Origin of the sequence: Acidovorax sp. (assembly GCF_046339755.1) — a bacterium.
GTDB lineage: Bacteria > Pseudomonadota > Gammaproteobacteria > Burkholderiales > Burkholderiaceae_C > Acidovorax.
This window is the reverse complement of the sequence record NZ_JBKDTZ010000126.1, coordinates 1-15490: the sequence shown is the minus strand read 5'-3', so window position 1 is coordinate 15490 and position 15490 is coordinate 1. Positions and strand designations below refer to the sequence as shown.

16 protein-coding genes are annotated in these 15490 nt (G+C 68.5%); 9 read left to right on the top strand and 7 right to left on the bottom strand.

The window, feature by feature from the left end; genetic code table 11:
- Positions 1-3: 3 nt before the first annotated feature.
- The gene (locus ACK59X_RS09565) at positions 4-1179 is read right to left on the bottom strand and encodes an MFS transporter (RefSeq protein ID WP_409956826.1); all 1176 of its coding nucleotides are present in this window, start codon (positions 1177-1179) and stop codon (positions 4-6) included.
- 95 nt (positions 1180-1274) lie between these two features.
- Positions 1275-1613 carry an I78 family peptidase inhibitor gene (locus ACK59X_RS09560; RefSeq protein ID WP_409956824.1) on the bottom strand — a complete coding sequence of 113 codons (339 nt, stop codon included), beginning with the start codon at positions 1611-1613 and terminating at the stop codon, positions 1275-1277.
- A 256-nt stretch (positions 1614-1869) separates the two neighbouring features.
- Between ACK59X_RS09560 and ACK59X_RS09555 the strand changes: the two genes are divergently transcribed.
- The 3 genes from ACK59X_RS09555 (at position 1870) to ACK59X_RS09545 (ending at position 2914) form a co-directional block, all read left to right on the top strand.
- On the top strand, positions 1870-2070 hold the full coding sequence (locus tag ACK59X_RS09555; RefSeq protein WP_409956822.1) for a hypothetical protein: 201 nt from the start codon (positions 1870-1872) through the stop codon (positions 2068-2070).
- Positions 2071-2093: 23 nt separating this feature from the next.
- Positions 2094-2453 carry a hypothetical protein gene (locus tag ACK59X_RS09550; RefSeq protein ID WP_409956820.1) on the top strand — a complete coding sequence of 120 codons (360 nt, stop codon included), beginning with the start codon at positions 2094-2096 and terminating at the stop codon, positions 2451-2453.
- Between the two features lie 188 nt (positions 2454-2641).
- The gene (locus ACK59X_RS09545) at positions 2642-2914 is read left to right on the top strand and encodes a hypothetical protein (protein WP_409956818.1); all 273 of its coding nucleotides are present in this window, start codon (positions 2642-2644) and stop codon (positions 2912-2914) included.
- A 109-nt stretch (positions 2915-3023) separates the two neighbouring features.
- On the opposite strand, the gene ACK59X_RS09540 is transcribed toward ACK59X_RS09545, so the two are convergent.
- Entirely contained in the window at positions 3024-3158 is a 135-nt protein-coding gene (locus ACK59X_RS09540; RefSeq protein WP_409956817.1) for a hypothetical protein, read from the bottom strand.
- A gap of 184 nt (positions 3159-3342) precedes the next feature.
- Between ACK59X_RS09540 and ACK59X_RS09535 the strand changes: the two genes are divergently transcribed.
- Positions 3343-4482 (top strand): ABC transporter substrate-binding protein, encoded by a 1140-nt coding sequence (locus ACK59X_RS09535; RefSeq protein ID WP_409956815.1) that lies wholly within the window; start codon positions 3343-3345, stop codon positions 4480-4482.
- 20 nt (positions 4483-4502) lie between these two features.
- On the opposite strand, the gene ACK59X_RS09530 is transcribed toward ACK59X_RS09535, so the two are convergent.
- Entirely contained in the window at positions 4503-5438 is a 936-nt protein-coding gene (locus ACK59X_RS09530) for a Bug family tripartite tricarboxylate transporter substrate binding protein (protein ID WP_409956866.1), read from the bottom strand.
- Positions 5439-5514: 76 nt separating this feature from the next.
- Positions 5515-6453: a LysR family transcriptional regulator gene (locus ACK59X_RS09525; protein ID WP_409956864.1), complete on the bottom strand. Its 939-nt coding sequence runs from the start codon at positions 6451-6453 to the stop codon at positions 5515-5517.
- Positions 6454-6632: 179 nt separating this feature from the next.
- On the opposite strand from ACK59X_RS09525, the gene ACK59X_RS09520 reads away from it, so the two are divergent.
- Positions 6633-8018, top strand: a complete 1386-nt coding sequence (locus ACK59X_RS09520; RefSeq protein WP_409956813.1) for a hypothetical protein — start codon at positions 6633-6635, stop codon at positions 8016-8018.
- Positions 8019-8121: 103 nt separating this feature from the next.
- Here ACK59X_RS09520 and ACK59X_RS09515 read toward each other — a convergent pair whose 3' ends face one another.
- Complete coding sequence (locus tag ACK59X_RS09515) at positions 8122-8691, bottom strand: hypothetical protein (RefSeq protein WP_409956812.1); 570 nt, start codon at positions 8689-8691, stop codon at positions 8122-8124.
- Positions 8692-9905: 1214 nt separating this feature from the next.
- On the opposite strand from ACK59X_RS09515, the gene ACK59X_RS09510 reads away from it, so the two are divergent.
- The 4 genes from ACK59X_RS09510 to hmpA all read left to right on the top strand — a co-directional run bounded on the left by ACK59X_RS09510 (position 9906) and on the right by hmpA (position 13767).
- Positions 9906-10220 (top strand): hypothetical protein, encoded by a 315-nt coding sequence (locus tag ACK59X_RS09510; protein WP_409956810.1) that lies wholly within the window; start codon positions 9906-9908, stop codon positions 10218-10220.
- Positions 10221-10432: 212 nt separating this feature from the next.
- The gene (locus ACK59X_RS09505; protein ID WP_409956808.1) at positions 10433-11821 is read left to right on the top strand and encodes an RAD55 family ATPase; all 1389 of its coding nucleotides are present in this window, start codon (positions 10433-10435) and stop codon (positions 11819-11821) included.
- Between the two features lie 15 nt (positions 11822-11836).
- Positions 11837-12283, top strand: a complete 447-nt coding sequence (locus tag ACK59X_RS09500) for a response regulator (protein WP_409956806.1) — start codon at positions 11837-11839, stop codon at positions 12281-12283.
- A gap of 293 nt (positions 12284-12576) precedes the next feature.
- Positions 12577-13767, top strand: coding sequence for an NO-inducible flavohemoprotein (hmpA, locus tag ACK59X_RS09495; RefSeq protein ID WP_409956804.1), 1191 nt, complete (start codon positions 12577-12579; stop codon positions 13765-13767).
- Positions 13768-13780: 13 nt separating this feature from the next.
- Here the strand turns inward: hmpA and norR are convergent, their stop codons facing one another.
- A complete protein-coding gene (norR, locus tag ACK59X_RS09490) occupies positions 13781-15355 on the bottom strand; it encodes a nitric oxide reductase transcriptional regulator NorR (protein ID WP_409956802.1) in 1575 nt (524 codons plus the stop codon).
- Positions 15356-15490 lie beyond the last annotated feature (135 nt).

Below are 15490 nucleotides of genomic sequence, written 5' to 3'. Positions count from 1 at the left end.
GGGTCAGCCCGTGCTGCGTTGCAGCCGCCAGAGCCCGAACAGCGAGGCCAGGGACAGCAGCGAAATCCCGAACGCCAGCCACAAGGCCGCGCGTGGCCCGGCCGAGCCCATGAGGGCTGCGAACGCGGGCGGCGCCGCGGCGAACGAGAGGTTCAGCGGCATGGCCAGCCGTGCCGACGCGCGTGCATAGGCCCCGGCTGGAAAGATCTGCAGCGGCAGCGTGGCCCGGTTGACAGCGATCACGCCGCCCGCCACGCCGTAGAGCACCGCGAACAGCAGGGCGCCGGTGAAACTGCTGGTCTGCAGCAGCACGATGAAGCTCAGCGGGAACAGGGCCGATGCGGCCAGCCCCGAGGTGAAGCCCGACCAGCGCCCGCCGCCCAGGAAGTCGAACAGCCGCCCGGCCCACTGCGCGATGCCAATGAAGGAGGCCGCTGCCAGCGCGCTGGCGTGGCTGAGCCCCGCGGCCTCGAACAGGATGATGATGGTGAGCGCAAAGCCCCAGGTCACGAAGCCGTTGGATGCAAACGTCATGGCCAGCAGCACGAAGCGTGGGTGGTCTATGGTGGGAGCAGGTCCCGCGTTCGATGATTCAGCGGCCTTCTGCCGGGGGCGTCGGGCCAGAATGGCCCAGTGCACGGGCATGCAGACCAACAGCATCAGCACGCCGAAGGAAAGCGTTGCCGCACGCCAGCCCCATTGGGCCTGCAGCAGGCCCGTGAGGGGCCAGAACAGGGTGGAGGTCAGGCCCCCGGCCAGTATCAGCACACCCAGGGCCTTGCGCGCCTGGTCGCCCGCGATCTCGGTTACCGCGATCTGTGCGGGCGTGGTCAGCATGCCTGCGCCGGCCAGGCCCAGCAGCGTCCACGCCAGCAGGTAGGACACGGGGCCCTGCGCCAGGCCCACGAGCACCAGGCCCACCGCGCCCAGCAACGAACCCAGCACCATCACCGGGCGCGCGCCATGGCGCTCGAACACGGCGCCCAGCGGCCAGGACACCAGGGCCATTACCACCAGCATGGCGGTCGGCCCTGCCATCACCAGCGGCAGTGGCAGGCCCAGGTCGGCGGCCATGGCGGGCCCGGTGACGGCCGGCAGCCAGAAGGTGGAGCCCCAGCCAATCAACTGGGTGAGCGAAAGGGCCGCAATGGCGCGGACGGTGGGGGAGGGCGGCTGCATCGGAAGGCGGGCGGTGCGAGAGGTGCCCGCCCAGGGATCGTACCCGGTGTGGGCGTTTGCTGCTGCCTGTGCGTGCAGCCCTGCCACTCACCCCATCAACCGCAGCGCACTGCCGTGATCTTGCCGCCCGCGTCCGTCACGAGGTTCAGGCGCTCGGCGTTGAACTCCATGGTCACGGGCTGGTTGTCGCGCAGCACGCGGGCCATGGCTGCGCCCGAGGCCACGCGCGCCTGTTCCACCGTGCTGGCCGTGGGCTGCTTGCCCTTGGCACCCTGCGCGGGAGCGGCATTGCAGGTGCCCCCCTTGGGGCCAGGGCCCACCGAGGGCGTGTCGGCGGCGGGCGCGCGCGCGGGTGTCCCGGTGCAGCCCGCGAGCAGGGCGAGGGCCAGGCCGGCGCAGGTGGCAAGAAGGGGATGGTGGATGCTGCGGTGCATGGAGGCTCCTGGGGAAAAAGGCCGGACGAGCGGGATCCGTCGGGGTACATGCCCGCCACCATACCGCCTTGCACGCCGCTTGTTTGTGACGCGGCGTAACCGATCCGGCCGCCCCCGTTGGGAAAAGGCGCCATGCAGGACATTTCCTACAAAGCACCCCTCGGCTCTCCGACCCCGCGGGCCCGCGGAAAGTGAGCCAATTCATGCACAGACCTTGTACAGCCCCTGTTTTTGCCTGCCCGCGAGGATGAACACCATGCATTTCGAAGACCTTCAGATGAAGCGCCTTGACCTGATCGGCGAGGCCAATCCCCTGCAGATGGGGCAGCCCCTGCGCGCCGCCTCGCAGTCGCAACAAAGTGAATACCTTATGGTGGGCCGCACCGATATGGCCCACGTGCAGGTGGAACCGCAGTTCGGCGACACGGTCTACGGCGAATTCCAGGCCATGGGCTGATGGCCTTGCAGGAGCACCGCCCCATGCTTGCCACCGCCATGGCTGCCGTCGTCCTCCCCGATGAGGGCCTGGAACGCGAGAGCGACGATTGCACTCCCGCGCACCGGGGCAATAGCCTCATCCTGCACATCGCCCACGACGGTGCGCTCGGCTACCGCGCGCGCATGTTCGACGAACGCAAGGAGGTCGGCAACGCCACCCACCACCCGCACATCGACGATGCCATCCGCTGGTACGGCAGGCATGCACCCGTCACGGGTGTGCAGGCGTTTCGCATCTGGTATGGCGGCTGGTGTGCCGGCACTTACAGCCTGGCGCAGCTGGAGCAGACTGCCGACGACATCGCCGAGCGCCTGTTGGTGCTGGCCGTGGTGGCACGCTGACGTCTACCAGCAGGTGCCGCCTGCAACCCCGCAACCAGGAAGGCTATTGCCCCTGCCCCGCGCTGCCGCTCCAGGCGCGTGGGTATTTCCGTGACAGCAGCGCCCGAAGTGTGCTGTCTTGTATCAGTTCTTGAAGCGCTCCCATGCCCCCTCCACAATGCACTGACCAACCCCTTGGGAGTGCGGCCATGCCGATTGACTACCTCAGGACGCTCAAGCACGACGAGCTGCCTTACCCGGAAACCGACGCCTCCAACATCGACAAGCTGCGTGTGCTGCGCGCTGCAGGCATGGTCGATGTGGAACTGCCCGACCTGGACGAACAGCGCCCCGTGGCGCGGGTGATTGCCGTGACGGGCCTGGGCTGTGCCACCCTGCGTGTGCATGCCGTGCCACCCAGGTCGCGCCACCACCGGCCGTTTGCGCGCGCACTTTCTGTGCTGATGGCCACGGCCGACTAAGAACGTAAACAGGTTCTAAGGGCCGGCTGGCCAAGCCCTGCGCCTTCCGGGGGGGCGTGCTCCGCCCGGATTCCCGCCTGGCGGGCTATCGGCTATGTGCGGCAGGCTCTCAAGGCGTGAGGAAGTAGTACCAGACAAACGGGGAATAGAACACGCCTGGTTGCCAGCCCACGGCGACGACGGCGTTGTAGAGCGGGCAGTTGTCAGGTTGTAGTCCCTCTTCGGTCAAGCAGACACGTTGCATCCAGATGTGAATATTGCAAGCAGATTGTTCGATGGGCTGTGGGCAAGGGCCGAGTTATCGGGTCAGGGCAAGGGTATCAACCTGACAGAAGGCTGTCAGCGGCGGCGGGCTGCTGGTATAAAAGCGGTCCGTTACCGGATGCAACCGCACCGGGCGAGCCCCCAGAAAAAGCCAGAGGAGACACATGAACCCGATCGCTGCTACCCGTGCCCGCCAGTCATTCGCCTGCATCGCCACCCTGCTGGCCCTGGCAGGGGGTGTGCAGGCCGCTCCCCTCGTGGTTGGCCAGGTGGCGCCCCTGTCGGGCCTCAAGGCCAGTGACGGCCGGGGCTACTCGGCGGGCATGCAGATGTACTTCAACCACGTCAACAAGGCTGGCGGCATCAATGGCAACACCCTGGTGCTGGCGCGCAAGGACGACACCGGCCGCGCCGACCAGACCCTGGCCGCCACCCAGCAACTGCTGGCCGAGCAGCGCCCGCTGCTGCTCGCGGGCTACATGGGCAGCAGCAACCTGGCCGCGCTGCAGAAGTCGGGCCTGCTGGCCAGGGAGAAGATCGCGCTGGTGGGCTACCGCAGCAGCACCTTCCAGCCCGATGCGCCACAGCTCTACAACGTGCGCGCCGGCCTGCGCGACGAGATCGGCAAGATCACAGAGCACCTGGCCACCGTGGGCATCACCAAACTGGGCCTGCTGTACGAAGAAGGACCCGATGCCCCGGCATTGCTCGCCAGCGCCGAGGAGGCGATCAAGAAGAATGGCGGCAGCCTGATCGCCAAGGGCGCCCACGAGATGGACACCCTGCGCATGGAAAATGCCAACAAGGTGCTGCAGGCAGCCAAGCCCCAGGCCATCATCATGGTCACCAGCGGGGCAGCCGCCTCGGCCTTCATCGAGAAGTACCGCCTAGAGGGCGGCACGGCGCGGTTGTTCGCCTCATCCGACATCGACCTGGAGCAACTGGCCAAGCGCCTGGCCGAGGAGCACATGCAGGGCATCTCGATCGCCCAGGTCACGCCCAACCCCTACCGTGCATCGAGCAAGCTGAGCAAGGAATTCCGCGAAGTGCAGGCCAAGAGCGGTGACCCCGACGTGCCCGTGAGCTACGCGATGATGGAGGGCTATATCACCGCCAAGGTGATTGCCGAAGCCGCACGCCGCGCTGGCGCCCGGCCCACGCGCGAGAACCTGGCCGCGGCCCTGGACAGCATCGACAGCCTGGACCTGGGCGGCTATACCGTGGGCTACCGCCCCGGCCAGCGCGGGGGCTCGCGCTTCGTGGAGCTGTCCATCGTGAGTGCCACCGGCCGCATCCGCCAGTAGCACCGGGCAGGCGCTGGCATTCAGCGCAGCAGCGCAGCGCCCCGCCGCACCAGGGCTTCGTTGTCCCGCCGGTCGGCCGCGATCTGCTGCGCGAAGGCGGCCACGGTGCCGCCAGCAGGCAGCACATGCTTGTCGCGCAGCGAGGCCGCCAGCCCTCCCGCCCCCAGGATGCGGTTGACCGCATCGTTGAGGCCCTGCACTACGGCCGCCGGCGTGCGCGCGGGAGAGAACAGGCCGAACAGCGAACTCAGGTTGGCGCGCGGGTAGCCCAGCTCCGCCAGCGTGGGCACATCGTGCAGGTCCGCCAGGCGCGCCGGTGAGCCCACGGCCAGCGCGCGCAGGCGCCCGGCGGCCACGTACTCGAGCTGCTGCGCTGCGACGTTGGTGGACAGCACCTCGAACTGGCCGCTCAGCGCGTCGTTGAGCTGTGCACCCCCGCCCTGGTAGGGCACATGGGTGATGTCGGCGCCGCTGTGCATCCGCGTCTGGGCCAGCACCATGTGCCCGGTGGTGGCCACGCCCGAGCTGGCCCAGCGCACGGCGCCGGGCCGCGCGCGGGCCATGGCGATCATTTCGGTGAACGAGCGCGTGCCCAAGGCCGGCGTGCCGATCACCAGCACCGGCGTGTGCATGATGCCCACGATGGGCGCAACCTGTGTGAGCAGGTCGCGCGAACCGGGTACCAGCAAGGGCTGCAGCGTGAGCGGGGTGATGGCCGAGAACGCGAGCGTATGCCCGTCGGGCGCGGCGCGGGCCAGCAAGTCGATGCCCACCGCGCCGCCGGCACCCGCGCGGTTGTCCACCAGCACGTGCACGCCCAGGGCTTGCGCCAGGGGCTGCGCCAGTGCGCGCGCCGTCGCGTCGCTCACACCCCCGGGCGGGTACACCACGATCAGCCGCACGGGGCGGATGGGCCAGGGCGCGGCCTGCGCCGCCGCTGCATGCACGGCCGGCATGCCGGCCACCAGCGCGGCCGTGCCCGTGGCCCAGTGCAGCAGCTGGCGGCGGCGCGTCAGGGCGGGGGTGGGCCGCTCAGGCTGCGGTCGTGGCACCACGGGCCCTTTCGGCCGCGATCTTCGTGACCAGCTCGACAAAGGCGCCCGTGGGCCCATGGCAATCGCTCTTGCGGTAAGCCAGGGTCAGCGGCGCGCCCAGCTTCACGGCGCGCGCCAGCGGCCGGTAGACGATGGCGTTGTGGTGCGTGCCCTGCATGGACGAGGGCACCACCGAGATGCCGGCCCCGGCGGCCACCAGGTTCAGGTTGGTCATCATGCGGTCGACCTCCGAGACCACGTTGATGCCCACGCCCGCGCGCGTGCACAGCTCCAGCAGGTTGGCGTACAGCCCCGGCGCGCCGGGCTTGCGCACGAAGATGAATTTTTCGCCCTGCAGGTCCTTGAGCTGCACCGCGCCGGGCTTTTTGCCCACAGGCAACTGTGCCAGCGGATGGTCGCGCGGCATGGCCAGCACGGCGGGTTCCTGCAGCAGGGTCTTGAGCACCACGCCTTTGGGCCAGGCCACGGGCACGCGCAGAAAGCCGCAGTGCAGGCGCGAGGAGGCCACCGCATCGGTGATCTCGGCGGCGTTGTTCTCGCTCACCGCCAGCTGGATGCCGGGGTAGGTGGCGCGGCACACGCGCAGCGCCTCGGGCGTGAAGTCGTGCGCCGCCGACGAGCTGGTGAAGCCGATGGACAGCATGCCCTGGCTGCCATCGGCAAAGGCCAGCATGCGCTCCTGCATGGCGGCGCAGTCGCGCAGCAGGCGCGTGGCCTCGGCGTAGAACAACTGGCCCGCATCGGTCAGGGTCACGCCCTTGGGGTGGCGCAGGAACAGGGGCACGCCGAGCTCCACCTCCAGTGCCTTGATCTGCTGGCTCAGCGGCGGCTGCTGTATTCCCAGGCGCTCGGCGGCGCGCGTGATGTGCCTGGCATCCGCTACCGCCACGAAGTAGCGCAGGTGCCTGAACTCGATATTCATAACGTATGGATCACAGATTATTCAGGTGTTTGGCATGTGCAGCCCACGCTCCTAGGATACGCCCTGTTCCCTGCGACCGGCCTCGTCGGTTTCCCTGTGGTGGGCCTTGGTGCTCATCGCGCATTCCGCAGAGGAGCACGCTTTTGCCACAACAACAACCGGAGACACCATCCATGCCTTCCACCACCGGCCCGCGCAGCCCGGTCGCTTCGTCGACCCTGTCCGTCCTGTCCACGCTCTCGGCCATTGCCCTCCTGTCCGCCTGCGGCGGCAGCGACGGCCCCTCGTACCCGCCCGAGGCCAAGCCCACATCCGTGGCCTGCCCGGCCGAACTGCCCTCCTCCGCCACCTGCCTGGGCGGGCGCGACTCGGCCGGCGCCTACTACCTGATCGCCACGCCCAAGGACTGGGGCGGCAACCTGATCCTGCACGCCCATGGCGGGCCCGACCTTGCCGCGCCCACGGCCGAGCGCGCGCAGGAAGACCTGGTGCGCTGGGCCATCATGGTCAAGGCCGGCTACGCCTGGGCCGGCTCCACCTTTCGCCAGGGCGGGGTGGAAGTGCGTGCCGCGGCCGAGGACACCGAGCGCCTGCGCCGCATCTTCAACGAGCATGTCGCAGTGCCCAAGCGCACCGTGCTACACGGCCAGTCGTGGGGCGCGGGCGTGGCGGCCAAGGCCGCCGAGATGTTCACCGCCCAGACCGTGGGCATGCAGCCCTATGACGCCGTGCTGCTCACCAGCGGAGTGCTGGCCGGCGGCACGCGTTCGTACGACTTCCGCCTGGACCTGCGCGTGGTCTACCAGTACCTGTGCAACAACCACCCGCGGCCCACCGAGGCGAGCTACGCACTCAACCTCGGCCTGCCCGCCACGCTGACGCTGGCGCGCGACGACTTCAACGCCCGCGCCAACGAATGCCTAGGCCTGGACAAGACCGCTGCCCAGCGCACACCCGAGCAGCAGCGCAGGGTCGAGACCATCGAAAAGGTGGTGAAGATCCCGGCCAGCTCCATCTCGGCCCACCTGAGCTGGGGCACCTACCACTTCCAGGACGTGACGGCCAAGCGCACCGGCGGCGCCAGCCCCTTCGGCAACACCGGCGTGGTGTACAGCGGCTCGGCCGATGACGCGGCGCTCAACGCCGGCGTGCTGCGCTACCGGGCCGACCCGGTGGCCGTGCAGCGCTTTGCCGACGATACCGACCCCAAGGGCACCATCCCCGTGCCGGTGCTCACCACCAAATGGATCAGCGATCCGACGGCCTTCGTGGAACTGGACGCCTACTTCAAGACCACCATGGACCGCGGCGGCAGCGGCGACCGCCTGGTGCAGACCTTTGTGAACACCGGCACGCACAGCTACATCAGCGATCCGACCTACCCGGCCCTGGTGACCTCGCTGCTCGACTGGGTGGAAACGCGCACCAAGCCCACGCCCGCCAGCGTGGCCCAGCGCTGCACGGCGCTGGAGGCACGCTTCGGCACGGGCGGCAGCTTTGCGCCGCACTACGTAGCCCCTGCGCTGGAGACGCGGGTGCCGGCGCGCCCCCGGCCGTGAAAGGGCGTGGTGCGGCAGACGCACTGGCGTGGGCCGCACCGGTGGTCTTCGGCCGCTTGCGCAGCTTCGGCGAACGAGGCTGCTGCACTGCGAATCCAGGCCCTCAGCGGTCCACGTACTGCGCGTCGAAGCGCTTGCGTGCTGCCAGGTGGGCGTCGGCGCAGGGACGCGTGGTCGGGTCGGCGCGGCACACCGGGCTGGGCTGGAAGTAGCGGGCCCAGGCGTCGGCGCGGCGCTGCTGGCGCTCGGCTTCGAGCCGCGCGGCCAGGGCCTGGGCGGTCCTGAGGTCGTCGTCGGCCTTCTTCGGTGCCGGGTCCTGTGCGGCCGGCGCGGGCTGGGCCGCCGGAGGCGGGGCCTCGGCCTGAGGCGGGGCGGGCGGCGCAGGGCGTGGTGGCGACGGCGGCTCGGTCTGGGCTGGCAGGGGTGGCGCAGCCGCCTGTGTGCCGGTGTTGCCGCTGGCGGTGCCGGTGCCGCCGCTGTCCTGGCCCACGGGTTTGGACGGCATGCTCACCGCCGGAGGGGGTGGTGTCGGCGGGGCCGAGGGCTGCGGCCCGACGATGGCGTCATGGGCGAACAGGGCGGCCAGGCCACCGATGAACACGCCCAGCGCGATCCTCGCAACGTCCAGCACAAAGGGGCCTCTGCCGGCCGCGGGCGACGAATGTGGTTCCATGGCACACCTCCAGCGGGCAGTGTAAGCCGTGCCTGCCGGGCTGCGCGCGGCGGCCGGTTGATGAAATCGCAGGCACCGGGTTGCAACCCGCGCCGGTGCTGGCCCGGGGCACCCCTGCACAGGGGTTGTCCACAGGGTCATCCACGGTGGCTGTGGACTTGTCCTGGTGGCAGCCACGCGCAAAGCGCCCGGTGCATGTGCAGGCCGGTCGTGAGCGCGGCCGGGTGCTTGCCTGGGCCCAAAAAGTGACTTACCGTCCCGATGCCGTGGGACGCGGCGGCGCGCTGATGAAAGAACAGGCACAGCGTCGCAGGCCGCGCCAGTGTTGGCTTTGCGGCGTATCCCCCGGCCTTTTCCACAGGGTCATCCACGGCGCCTGTGGACGGCGCGGCCGTGCAGGTGCGCCGGAGCGCAGGCCTGTTTTACCGCGCGCTCTGGGGACCGGTGCGCGGCCCGGCTGGCGATTTCGTGGGCACCGCGTGGCAGCCCGCGCCAACACTGGTTTTGGCGCACATGCGCAAGGCTTATCCACAAAGTCATCCACGCCATCTGTGGACACCAGGGCGCCTTTCGAGGCCTTGCCGGACCTTGCCGCATCGCCTCCTCGGAACCTTGGTCAATTTGCAGGCAGCCTGTTGCAGGCCGCGCCGGCATTGGCTTTGCGGGGTTTGCACAGGCCTTGTCCACAGGGTCATCCACGCTGGCTGTGGACTCTGCGCTGGTTGTGTGCAATGCCGGCGCAAGGCAGTTTCGCGGCGATGCACCCGGGCAGCGGCGGTGCGGGGCTGATGAAATCGCGGGCAGCGTGCTGCAGGCCGCGCCAGTGCTTGCTCCGGCGTGCATGTCCAGTGCTTGTCCACAGGGTCATCCCCGTCGGCTGTGGACGGTGAGCGCCCACATGGGCACCCTGCCGCGGCCCCTGCGCGGGGCATTGCCCAATTGGCAGGCAGCGCGTCGCAAGCCGCACCGGCATTGGCTTTGCGCGGTTTGCACAGGCCTTGTCCACAGGGTGGTCCACGGCGGCTGTGGACTGTGGGGGCGCGGATGCTCGCCGCCGTCCCGGTGCGGTCGGCAGGCAGCGCATGCGCAGGGCCGGAGGATCTTCAACGCCCATCCACTGGAGACCTGTGATTTTTGCCGCGTCAAGGGTGTTTTGCCTACACACCTTGGCGGGTACCGAGCGTAAGTTGCGGGTTTGGCAGTGAGGTGCCGCAATGATCTACAGCTACCGGATTGTTCATGCCCCCCCTGCAGGCCTGGGGAGGCTTCTGGGAGGCCCCAGCGGGGACGATGTACTGCAGGCGTACAGGGCGCTGCGGGGCACGCTCAAGCATGCCGTGCGCTCCCTGCCGCGCGCCAAGGCGCGCCTGCGTGCGGCCAAGCCGACCTGCGACGGCCTCTACATCCGCCTCGATACCCACCTTGACCAACTGAGTGTTCACCAACTGGTGTCGTCCTACCTCATGGACACGAACGAGGCCAGACATGGCCTGCATCTGACGGCGACGCCGCTTCAACAAGTGAACTGACCGGCCTGTTCGCGCTGCGGGGGGGCGCCGGGCTGTGCCTTGGGCGGAGTGCTGCCGTTGGTGGTGGTCTGACGGCCGCGGATGGCGAAGGGCGCGTCGGGGCCCTTCCGGCGTCCCTACAATGGGGTGTTCCCGGCTAGCAATGCAACACCCTGGTCCGAGGCTGCCGTACGGCGCCTCTTGCATGGCCGATCTCTACCACCGCACAAAAAATGAAACGTTTGCCCACCCTGGTCGAAGGCCTGGACGATATCCTCAACGGTGGCCTGTTCGAGGGAGGTGTCTACATCTTCGAGGGGCCGCCGGGCGTGGGCAAGACCACGCTGGCCAACCAGATCGCCTACACCCTGGCGCGGCGCGAGATACGCACGCTGTACGTCACCATGCTGGCGGAATCGCATGCGCGCATGCTGCAGCACATGGAGCAGCAGATCTTCTTCGACCAGCAGGAGGTGAGCGCGACGGTGTTCTACGTCAGCGGCTACCGCGAGCTGGACCAGGGGGGGCTGAAGGCGGTGGTGGGCCTGCTGCGTGGTGAACTGATGCGCCACCGTGCGACCTTGCTGGTGATCGATGGCCTGGTGGTCGACAACCTGGAGACGATGACCAACGACTCGGTGCGCCAGTTCGTGCACGAACTGCAGAGCCTGGTGAGTGCCATGTCCTGCACCTGCCTGGTGCTCACCGGTGGCCATGGAAACGCCCTGAGCGCAGAGCAGACCATGGTGGACGGCATCTTTTCTTTCGAAGACCACGGCTTTCACTGGCGCGCCGAGCGCCGCATGCAGGTGCGCAAGTTCCGTGGCAGCCAAGTCATCCGTGGGCAGCATACCTTCTGCATATCAACGCAGGGACTGCAGTTCTTCCCCCGCCTGGAAAGCCTGCCCCTGGTGGACGCCAACGCCAGGCTGGGCGCCTCCACCATTTCGACCGGCGTGCCCGCGCTGGACGCTGTCCTACACGGTCGCGGCCTGTTCACTGGCAGTGCGTCGGCGGTGATCGGGCAAACTGGTAGCGGCAAAACCACTTTCGCGCTCGCATTCGCAGCAGCGTCCACTCCTGTTGATCCAGGGCTGGTGTTGTCGTGTACCGAGCTGGCCGGCGATCTGAGGCGGTTTGGCTCAGAGTTGGGCTTGGGGGTGGAAGCAGCGGTGGGATCAGGTGCACTGGTCATCAAAAATATGGGCCACGAAGACGAATCGATGGATGAGATGGGGCACAAGCTGCTGCGCCTGGTGGATGAGCTCAAGATCCGCCGGCTGGTGGTGGATGGGGTGGCGGGATTGGCCGACACGCTGGCGTTTCCTGAACGTGGGTACCGTTTCCTGGGCCGCCTGCTGACCGAGCTGCGGCGGCGCGGAGTGACTTCTTTTTTCACCGTGGACCCGGATGCCCTGGCTGTTGCGGCTGGAACGCCTTTGGCCGATGGCGTGACAGGGTGGTTCGACAACGTGTTCGCTTTTGACTCTGTGGCCGCGAAGGACAGGCCGGTGAATGAGCGACTGGTCTTGATCACCAAGGTGCGCGGTGGCGGGGCCACGCAGTCGCAGGTAAACATTTTCGTTTCTCCGCTCAAGGCGGGTGGGCTTCTCAACGTCTGAAGAAAGACCGTCTCGATGAATATGCTACTGGTCGTCGAGGACGAATACGGCAACGCCGAAATACTGCAGTTGCTGCTCGAAGCCGAAGGCTACCGGGTGGCGGTGGCGTCCAATGGCAAGCACGCGCTGGATATTCTGCGCGATGGTGAAAAGCCGGCCTTGATCCTGTCCGATTTCATGATGCCCATCATGAACGGTGGAGAGTTAGGGCAGGCAGTCCGGCAGGACGAGGCACTGGCACAGATCCCCTTCGTCTTCATGAGCGCGACCAGCGAGGACGTGGTGCGCCGGATCTTCGATGGATACGACGCCTTCCTGATCAAGCCCATCGAGATCGATTCGCTGCTGTCGCTGATCAAACGCCTGGTCGCGGACGGCCGCCCGGCCCTCAACAACAATGACCAGGTCGAGGAGTCCGTGCGCCAACTGCTCAAGGGCATCCACGTGCCCAGTCGCGACTGATACGGATTTGCTTCCAACCGCAAACGATAGTTGGTTCGCCTTGCCTTGCTGCAGCACTTTCTGCGACTGCTGCCTAGGTCTGGCCGCGCGGCGCGGCCGTCAGGCATAAAGGACTGGTACAGGCCTTGGCGCATGGCAGTCATTTCGACTGTGCGTGGTCGAAATGACCTGCAACCCATGCCAGTCGTTTTGACAGGTGATTGACGTAAGCCATTGATCGCAAAGGCTGCGCGCGACGGCACGGGGGTTGCACTCTACAGGGTCTCATCCACTCGACTCCTGTGTCCCCCGCCATGCTCACCGATTCCCAACGCGCCATCGTTTCGTCCACCGTGCCCCTGCTCGAACAAGGGGGCGAGGCGCTCACCACCTATTTCTACAAGATGCTGCTGGCCGAGCACCCCGAGGTGCGGCCCTTCTTCAACGAGACCCACCAGGCCAAGGGCGCCCAGCCGCGCGCGCTGGCCAATGGCGTGCTGATGTATGCGAAACACATCGATCGGCTCGAAGCCATGGGCCCGCTGGCCACGCAGATCGTGAACAAGCACGTGGCGCTGCAGGTGCTGCCCGAGCACTACCCCATCGTCGGCCGCTGCCTGCTGCGCGCCATCCGTGACGTGCTGGGCGCCGAGGTGGCGACCGACGCGGTAATGGACGCCTGGACGGCCGCCTATGGGCAGCTGGCCGACATCCTGATCGACGCCGAGCGCGCGCGCTACGACGCGCAGGCTGTGGCACCGGGCGGCTGGCGTGGGCAGCGTGCTTTCACGGTGCAGCGCAAGGTGCGCGAGAGCGCGGAGATCACGTCCTTCCATTTGGTGCCGGCCGATGGCGGCGCGCTCATGGACTTTGCGCCGGGCCAGTACATCGGCCTGTGCCTGACCGTGGAGGGAAGGGACATTCGGCGCAACTACTCGCTGTCGGCTGCGCCCAACGGGCGCAGCTACCGCATCAGCGTCAAGCGCGAGCCGGGCGGCATGGCATCGAACCACCTGCATGACCAGGTGCACGCGGGCGATACCCTGCACCTCCTGCCCCCGTCGGGCGGCTTCGTGCTGAGCGAGGGCGAGCGGCCCGTGGTGCTGATCAGCGGCGGCGTGGGCATCACGCCCACCCTGGCCCTGATGGAGCAGGCGCTGGCCGCCGAGCGCCCGGTGACCTTCATCCACTGCGCGCGCAATGGCGAGGTGCATGCCTTTCGCGAGCAGATCGAAGAGGCCACCACGCGCCATCCGGGGCTGCTGCAGCGCTACTACTGCTACGACGAGGTGACCCAGGGCGCCCCCGGCCTGCCGCACGCCGTGGGCCGGCTCGACGGGGACCTGCTGGAGCGCTGGCTGCCCGGCGGCACGCGCGACGTGGATGCCTACGTCCTCGGCCCCAAGCCCTTCATGCCGCAGGTGCGCCGCGGGCTGCGCACCGGGGGCGTGCCCGATGCGCAGTCGCGCTTCGAGTTCTTCGGGCCCGCGTCGGCGCTGGAATAAACAAACAGGCGGCTCAGGAAGGCGCCCGCTCTATGCCGAGGCGCTTGGCCATGCGCGCCAGGTTGGCAGGGTCGATGCCCAAGGCCCGCGCCGCCGGTGCCCATTGCTGGCCGTGCTGCGCCAGCGCGTCGAGCACCATGCGCCGCTCCAGCTGCGCCACGGCGCCGCGCAGGCCCAGGTGGCCGGCGGGCGCCTCGGGTGCGGACGGTGGTGCCATGGGATTGGCCGCGTTGTTCGTATTGCCGAGGTCCAGGTCCTCGGCCGAGAGGGTGAGGATCCGGGGGCGCTGCGCATGCCGGCCCAGCGCCTTGACCACGCTGCGGCCCAGCAGGTGTTCCAGCTCGCGCACATTGCCTGGCCAGCCGTAGGCCAGCAGGGCGGCCTGGGCCGCGGTATCCAGCCGCACGGCACCCAGGCCCATGCGCGAGCGCGCCTCCTCCAGGAAAAAGCCTCCGATGGGCAGCACATCGCGCCCGCGCTCGCGCATCGGCGGCACGTGCAGCGGGTACACGCTCAGTCGGTGGTAGAAGTCCGCACGCATGCGGCCTTCGCGCACCTCCTGCGCCAAGTCGCGGTTGGTCGCGGCAATCACGCGCACATCCACCCGGTGCTCGCGGTCCGAACCCAGGCGCTGCAGTTGGCCGCTTTGCAGCACGCGCAGCAGCTTGGCCTGCACCGGCAGCGGCAGTTCGGCCACTTCGTCGAGGAACAGGGTGCCGCCATCGGCCAGCTCGAACTTGCCGCGCCGCTCGCCCACGGCACCGGTGAAGGCGCCGCGCACATGGCCGAAGAGCTCGCTTTCCACCAGGGCGTCGGGCAGGGCCGCGCAGTTGATGCTGACCATCGGGCGTTTGGCGCGCGGCGATGCGGCATGCAGCGCCTGCGCCACCAGCTCCTTGCCGGTGCCGGTCTCGCCCTGGATCAGCACGCACAGCTCGGTCGGGCCGGCCAGTGCGATCTCCTTGAGCAGGCGCTTGTGTGCCGTGCTGTGGCCGATAAGCTGGCGCGGCCCGCCGCGCACGCCGGCCGCCTGGGTGGCATAGGTCTCGGCACGCTGGCGCTCGCCCTCGGCCTCGGCCGCAAGGCCATGCTGGCGGGTGGCTACCGCCACGCTGGCGGCCGCCAGGCTGGCAAAGGCCTGCAGCGTGGGCTGCGCCACGCGCGAGAAACGGCCCACCTCCAGTGCGTCCAGCGTGATCACGCCCCAGGGCCTGCCGTCCACCTGCAGCGCGCAGCCCATGCAGTCGTGCACCGGCAGATGGCCTTGCAGGCCGTCCACCAGCCCGTCGAAGGGGTCGGGCAGGCCCCAGTCGGCGGCAAAGCGCACCGGGCCGCTGGCGGCCAGCAGTTGCGTGAAGCGCGGGTGCTCGGCCACACGAAAGCGCCGCCCCATCGTGTCGCGCGACAGACCGTTGACGGCCATCGGCACCAGCCACTCGCCGTCGAGCCGCATCAGGGCCGTGGCATCGCAGGGCAGCAGCACGCGCAGGGCCTCCAGCAGGCGCCGGTGGCGCTCGGCCTCAGGCAGGTCTTGCGCCAGGTCGGCCATCAGGGGCAGCAGCGCGGTGAGCAGGGTCTGGGGGGTCATGGGGACAGCTTGGCGCCGAGCGTGTGCGCCGGCCTGCATTGTCCCGTGGATGCATTGCACCAGGGGCGAGTCCGAGAGCAGGACCGCGCTGACCCGTCCATACTTTCAGCGCCCAGGGCATCCCTGTCTTGCCTG